Origin of the sequence: Nonomuraea sp. 3-1Str (genome assembly GCF_031570565.1) — a bacterium.
Taxonomy (GTDB): domain Bacteria; phylum Actinomycetota; class Actinomycetes; order Streptosporangiales; family Streptosporangiaceae; genus Nonomuraea.
This window is the reverse complement of record NZ_JALHBK010000031.1, coordinates 110,842-117,290: the sequence shown is the minus strand read 5'-3', so window position 1 is coordinate 117,290 and position 6,449 is coordinate 110,842. Positions and strand designations below refer to the sequence as shown.

Genomic DNA, 6,449 nt, shown 5'->3' with positions numbered 1-6,449 from the left:
GGGCGGGCGGCTGCGCGTCGGGCTCAGCGGCGCGCTGACCGGGGCGGCGGCCCTGCGCGGCGGCATCGAGGAGGCCGCGCACGCCAGGCGGCTGGCGGAGGCCCGCTCGGGCGGGGTGGTGACCAGCGACGAGATCTACACGCACGCGCTGCTGCTGGCCACGGTGCCGGGCGACGTGCGGCGCTCGTTCGCCGACCGGTTGCTGGGGCCGCTGATCGCCTATGACCGGCGGCACCAGTCGGACCTGGTGCGGACGCTCGGCACGTTCCTGGACTGCGCGGGCTCGTGGAACGCCTGCGGAGAGAGGCTGCACGTGCACGTCAACACGGTGCGTTACCGGATCGGGCGGGTGGAGGAGCTCACCGGCCGTGACCTGTCGTCGATGGCCGACCGGGTCGACTTCTTCCTGGCGCTACGGGCCGGGTGATGAGGCGGCGCCGTGCCGGAGGCGCCTGATGGGGGGACATACCTGCCGATGCCGCCGTGCGGAAGGCGGCACCGGCCATGCCCACACCGTGGTGCGGCTCCGGCACCGATTCAGCGTTTGCTGCGGTCAGCAGCACATAGGAATGTCAAACTTCGCCATGATTTGGTCCGACTGGGATGGAGACGAGTCGGCTGTCGCGGCCGTAGCATTGCCTCCGACGGCCACACCTGCCGTCAACAACGCAACGAGTACGGACAGGGCAATGCGCGTGCGCATGGGGGTTCTCCCTCGCCTATGGGTTGCTCGGACATCATCCTCTCAGGGAGCGGGACCTGTGACCACATCTGACCTGATCGGACTCCGTATCAAGACGGTGAGGCGGCAGCGGGGTCTGTCCCAGGCGCAGCTCGCGCATCCGGAGTTGTCGGACAGCTACGTCTCCCTGATCGAGAGTGGCAAGCGTACTCCGACGCCTGCCGTCCTGGAGCTCCTGGCCCAGAAACTGGACTGTTCGCTGTCCTATCTCCTCAACGGCGTGACCGCCGAGCAGATGGAGGACATCGAGCTCGCGCTCGGCTACGCGAGGATGGCTCTCGAGAACGGTGAGGTGCGGGAGGCCCGCACCCGTTTCGCCGAGCTGCTGGCCAACCACAACCTCGCAGGTCTCACGGGACTGCGTCAAGACACCCAGTTCGGGCTGGCGCTGGCGCTGGAGGCGTGCGGAGAGCTGGAGGAGGCGATCTCCATGCTCGGCCGGCTGCAGGACGAGGACGTCAGCCCCGACCGGCGGATCGAGATCGCGGTCGCCCTGTGCCGCGTCTACCGGCAGAGCGACCGGCTCAGCGAGGCGATCAAGGTGGGGGAGGCCGTCCTCGGCGGCCCGGCCCGCCCGGCCTGGACCGACGGCATGGTGGAGCTCGGCGCCACGCTGCTGTCGGCCTACTTCTACAGCGGCGACCTGCTGCGCGCCCGCCAGTTCGCCGCCGAGCTGCTCAACGCCGCCGACATGCTGGGCACGCCCAGGGCGGTCATCGCCGCCAACTGGAACGCCGCGGTCGTGGCCGAGAGCTCCGGCCACGGTGAGGAGTCCCTGGCCTTCCTGGAGCGGGCCCTGGCCATCCAGTCGGAGACCGGCCAGCCGCGCAGCCTCGCCCGCACCCGCGTCGCCTACGCGGCCCTGAAGCTGCGCGTCCACCCGGAGGCCCTCGACGAGGTCCGCGCCATGCTGCTGCGGGCCGAGGACGAGCTCGCGCAGACCTCCGCGAGCACGCTCGACCGGGCCAACGCCCAGGTCGAGCTGGCCCGCGCCGAGGTCATGGCCGGCAACTACGAGCAGGCCGTCCGGCACGGCAGCTCCGGGCAGGAGCTGATGCCGACGACCGCGGGGGCGCAGGAGGCCGAGGCGCACCTGCTGCTGAGCCGCGCCTACGGCGGGCTCGGTCGCGTCTCCGACGCCGAGCGCGAGCTCAACGCGGTGCGCGACTGGCTCACGCCGCTGCCCGACTCCCGTCGCGTCGCCGGCACCTGGTACGCCGCGGCGGAGACCATGGAGCTGCTGGGCGACGCCGACGGCAGCGTCGAGGCCTACCGGCGAGCGCTCGCCTGCGCGGGGCTGTAACCGAGGTAGGGACCGGGCGGTGGCGTCGGTAGCCTGGAGTTGCCATGAAGAGACCTCTGATCGCGGCAGTCGCCGCGTTCCTCGCCGCCCTGTTCCTGCTCGGCACCGCCGGGCCCGCCCTGGCGCACGACTCGCTCAAGAGCAGCGACCCGGCCAAGGGCTCCACGGTCAAGACCGTCGAGCAGGTGAAGCTGGTGTTCAGCGCCGGGGTGCGGATGCCGTTCGTGATCGTCCGGGGAGCCGACGGCGCCCAGCACCAGGCGGGGGCGGCCGAAGCCGACGGGCCGGCGGTCATCCAGCGGCTCAAGGAGACGCTGGCCGACGGCGCGTACACCATCGCCTACCGCGTCGTCTCCTCCGACGGCCACCCCATCGAGGGCGAGATCCCGTTCACCGTGAAGGGCGCTCCCAAGCCTGAGGCGCAGGCGTCCGAGACGGCGGCGGCCCAGCCGGTCGCCACGCCGTCGCAGCCGCCCTCCGCGGCCCCCGCCTCCTCCGCGGCCCCCGCCTCCTCCGCGGCCCCCGCCTCCTCCGCGGCCTCGGCCCCCGCCGCGGCGGCGACGGCGCAGGCCGCGCAGGGCGCCTCCTCGGCCACGTTCCCCGTCTGGCTGCTGGTCGTCGTCGGCGCGCTCGCCGGGATCGGCGTCGGCTTCCTCATCAGCATGCGCAAGAAGCGGCCGTGACGAGGGCCGCGCGGCTCGCGCTCGCGGCGGCGGCAGCGGCGGTCGCCGCCCTGGTGATCGCCATGATCGTCGGAGGCGCGGCCTTCCCCCGGATCATCGCCGGCCTGCCCGACGCCGGCGTGCTCACCCGCTGGGGACTGCCGCTGGCCAAGCTGGCGATGGACGCCGCCGGAGTCCTCACCGTGGGCCTGCTCCTGGCGGCCACCGCGCTGCTGCCCAACGACAAGGGCATGCTCGGCACGACCGCCACCGGCTACGTCCGGGCCTCCTCCTGGGCCGCTCTGATCTGGGCCGGCAGCGCCTTCCTCACCCTGGTCTTCGAGGTCTCCGACTCCTGGGGGCAGCCCGTCCTCCAGGCCGTCTCCACCGGCAACTACCTCAGCTCCTACGCCACCCAGACCAGCCAGGGCATCGCGCTGACGCTGGTCATCCTGTTCGCGGTGGCCATCTCGCTGTTCTCCCGGGGTGCCATCACCGCCGGCTCCGCGGCCGGGTTGCTGGCGTTCGCGCTGGTCACGCTGCTGCCGCCGGCCCTCACCGGGCACGCCTCCTCCTCGCCCAACCACAACCTGGCCACCTCCGCCCTGTCGCTGCACCTGCTGGTGCTCGCGCTGTGGGTCGGCGGCCTCGTCGTCCTCGCCGTGCACGCCGCCCGCCGCGAGCCGCGGCTCGACATCGCCGCCGCCCGCTTCTCCCGGATGGCCCTGTGGTGCTACATCGGCGTGGGCGTCTCCGGGGTGTTCAGCGTCGTCGCCCGGCTCTCCGACGTCTCCGACCTGTGGACGTCGTCGTACGGTGTGCTGGTCGTGGCGAAGATCGTCGCGTTCGTGCTGCTCGGCTACGCCGGCTGGTGGCACCGGGAGCGCACCGTCTCCGCCCTGCAGGGCGGCCGGCCCGGCGCCTTCACCCGGCTGGCGGCCGGCGAGGCGCTGCTCATGGCGGCCACCGTCGGCCTGGCCGTCGCGCTGTCGCGCACCCGCCCGCCGGAGGTCAGCCTCCCCGCCGACCGGGCCTTCGAGCTGCTCGGCTTTCCGATGCCGCCGCCGATCTCGCCGGCCAACCTGGCCACGCTGTGGTGGTTCGACCTGTTCTTCGCGCTCGTGGCCGCCGTCCTGGCCGGCCTGTACGCGGCCGGGGTGATCCGGCTCCTGCGGCGGGGCGACGCCTGGCCCTGGGGCCGCACCGCCTCCTGGTTCGTGGGGGTGGCGATCCTCGTCATCGCCACGCAGAGCGGCCTGGCTCGCTACGCCAAGGTCATGTTCGACGTGCACATGATCGAGCACATGATCCTGGCCATGATCGTGCCGATCTTCCTCGTGCTGGGCGCCCCGGTCACGCTCGCCCTGCGCGCGCTCAAGCCGGCCGCCCGGCGCGGCGACCGCGGACCGCGCGAGTGGCTGACCACGATCCTGCACAGCCGCTTCGTGAAGGTGGTCGGCCACCCGGGCATCGCCACCGCCCTGTTCATCGTCTCGACGTACGCGCTGTACTTCACGCCGCTGTTCGCCTCGGCCATGGAGGAGCACCTCGGGCACATCACGATGACCCTGCACTTCCTGCTCAGCGGGTCGCTGTTCTTCTGGGTCATCATCGGCGTCGACCCGGCTCCGCACCGCCTGCCGTACGTGGGCAAGCTGCTGACGCTGTTCGTCACGATGCCGTTCCACGCGTTCTTCGGCGTCGCGCTCATGATGACCGGCACGGTCATCGCCTCCGACTGGTACGAGCAGCTCGGCCGCACCTGGGGCGGTCCGCTGATCGACGAGCAGCGTGACGGCGGCGCGATCGCCTGGGGCTTCGGCGAGATCCCCACCCTCATCGTGCTGCTGGCCATCGCCGTGCAGTGGTACGGCGACGAGGACCGCAAGGCGCGCCGCGGCGACCGGCGGGCCGACCGCGGCTTGCGCGACCCGGAGCTCGACGCCTACAACGCCTACCTGGCCCGCCTCGACCGCGCCGACAAGGCGGACAAGGCCGACCAGCCCGACTGACCGCGTGGACGCGTAGCCGTACGGGCAGGGGGATCTATCCTCCCGCCGTACGCCTCCCACCCGCCAGGTAGCCTTGCCGTACGGGGAGATGGGCATCACCTTCCCGCAGGGATGTGCGAGACCTTGAGGGGGGCGCACATCCGGCGCGTGACGCCGGTGTGGGGTCCGGCCAGGAGTCCGGGATGCCCAGGAAGGCGAGCAGAGGTGGAAGAAACGCGCATGCGTGAGGGGCGGGGCCTCGCCGAGACCCTTGAGAGCCAGTTGACGCAGTGGTCGGAGCGCACCGGCATCCGCGTGGAGATCTGGGCCCTGCCCGCCGCCGACGTGCCCGCCCCCGTCGCCCATGCCGTCCTGGAGGCGCTGCGTGAGGCGCTGGCCAACGTGGAGCGGCACAGTGGCGCTAGCGTCGTGTCGGTGGCCGTCACCGCGGGCACCGGCGGCCTGCGCATGACCGTGAGCGACCACGGCCGCGGCTTCCCGCAGGACAAGGCGGGACGCGGCATCGCCCGGATGCGGGCCGCCTTCGCCGGGGTCGGCGGCAACCTGTCGGTCAGCAGTGTGAAGGGCGAGGGCACCACCGTCACCGCGGCGGTGCCCCGGCGCTGACCGCGGCCGCTACTGACCGTTCGGCAGCGGCTCGGCGAACGCCCAGTGCTCGATGAGCCGGCCGTCACGCACCCGGACCATGTCCATTCCTTGGATCTCGAAGCGTTCGCCGGTCGGGGCTTGGCCGAAGAAATCCTGCGTTCCTCGACCTCCTGCTGGAGGGAATCATCCCGCGGAGAGAGGGAACGCCTGCCACCACCAGCCGACGCACCGCACCGGAACGGTGATCACGATCCACCGCTGGAGCTCTAGGGGGTGGTGAGGATCTCGCTGCCCGTCTCGGTCACCACGATCGTGTGCTCGAACTGGGCCGTGCGCTTGCGGTCCCTGGTCACCGCCGTCCACCCGTCGGGCCAGATGTCGTACTCGATCGTGCCCAGCGTCAGCATCGGCTCGATCGTGAACGTCATGCCCGGCACCAGCTCCACCCGATGCGACGGGTCGTCGTAGTGCGGCACCACCAGCCCCGAGTGGAACGTCGTGCCGATGCCGTGACCCGTGAAGTCGCGCACCACGCCGTAGCCGAACCGCTTGGCGTACGCCTCGATGACCCGGCCCACCACGTTGAGCTGCCGGCCCGGGGCGACGGCCTTGATGGCCCGCAGCGTCGCCTCGCGGGTGCGCTCCACCAGCAGCCGCGACTCCTCGTCGACCTCGCCCACCAGGTACGTGGCGTCGGTGTCGCCGTGGACGCCGCCGATGAAGGCGGTGATGTCGACGTTGACGATGTCGCCCTCGCGCAGCACGGTGTCGTCGGGGATGCCGTGGCAGATGACCTCGTTGATCGACGTGCACAGCGACTTGGGGTAGCCCTTGTAGCCGAGCGTGCTCGGATAGGCGTCGTGGTCCAGCAGGAACTCGTGCCCGATCCGGTCGAGCTCGTCGGTGGTGACCCCCGGCCGCACGTTCCTGCCGACCTCTTCGAGGGCCTGCGCGGCGATCCGGCCCGCCACGCGCATGCGCTCGATCATCTCGGGGGTCTTGACGTCGGCCTCGCCGGTCTTGGGGCGCTTCTTTCCGACGTACTCCGGCCGCTCGATGTGGGCGGGGACCTTTCGCATGGGCGAGACTCGCCCTGGCTGGAGCAGTGTCGTCATGAAAGACGAGTCTACGGGGCAGAATAG

The 6,449-nt window shown here is 71.7% G+C and carries 6 protein-coding genes and 1 pseudogene; 5 read left to right on the top strand and 2 right to left on the bottom strand.

Features of this window, described 5'->3' with window-relative positions; all coding sequences use genetic code 11:
• From MTP10_RS35205 to MTP10_RS35185, 5 genes are all read left to right on the top strand, one after another.
• A partial coding sequence (locus MTP10_RS35205) for a helix-turn-helix domain-containing protein (RefSeq protein ID WP_310715247.1) occupies positions 1–427 on the top strand: 427 nt, incomplete at its 5' end.
• Between the two features lie 334 nt (positions 428–761).
• Entirely contained in the window at positions 762–2,045 is a 1,284-nt protein-coding gene (locus MTP10_RS35200) for a helix-turn-helix transcriptional regulator (protein WP_310715245.1), read from the top strand.
• Between the two features lie 44 nt (positions 2,046–2,089).
• Entirely contained in the window at positions 2,090–2,728 is a 639-nt protein-coding gene (locus MTP10_RS35195; protein WP_310715243.1) for a copper resistance protein CopC, read from the top strand.
• Positions 2,725–4,719, top strand: coding sequence for a cytochrome c oxidase assembly protein (locus MTP10_RS35190; protein ID WP_310715242.1), 1,995 nt, complete (start codon positions 2,725–2,727; stop codon positions 4,717–4,719). Before MTP10_RS35195 ends, MTP10_RS35190 begins: the two co-directional genes overlap by 4 nt.
• Positions 4,720–4,938: 219 nt before the next feature.
• Positions 4,939–5,325, top strand: a complete 387-nt coding sequence (locus MTP10_RS35185) for an ATP-binding protein (RefSeq protein WP_310715240.1) — start codon at positions 4,939–4,941, stop codon at positions 5,323–5,325.
• 9 nt (positions 5,326–5,334) lie between these two features.
• Here the strand turns inward: MTP10_RS35185 and MTP10_RS42155 are convergent.
• Positions 5,335–5,463, bottom strand: a pseudogene (locus tag MTP10_RS42155) (ester cyclase); the annotation flags it as partial.
• Positions 5,464–5,573: 110 nt separating this feature from the next.
• Positions 5,574–6,422, bottom strand: coding sequence for a type I methionyl aminopeptidase (gene map / locus MTP10_RS35180; protein ID WP_310715238.1), 849 nt, complete (start codon positions 6,420–6,422; stop codon positions 5,574–5,576).
• Between the last annotated feature and the right edge of the window lie 27 nt (positions 6,423–6,449).

What these genes read in the sequence shown, in the direction of transcription:
- MTP10_RS35195 (WP_310715243.1), top strand. Translation starts at nt 2,090, where the DNA reads ATGAAGAGACCTCTGATCGCGGCAGTCGCCGCGTTCCTCGCCGCCCTG.
- MTP10_RS35185 (WP_310715240.1), top strand. Translation starts at nt 4,939, where the DNA reads ATGCGTGAGGGGCGGGGCCTCGCCGAGACCCTTGAGAGCCAGTTGACG.
- map (WP_310715238.1), bottom strand. Translation starts at nt 6,422, where the DNA reads ATGACGACACTGCTCCAGCCAGGGCGAGTCTCGCCCATGCGAAAGGTC.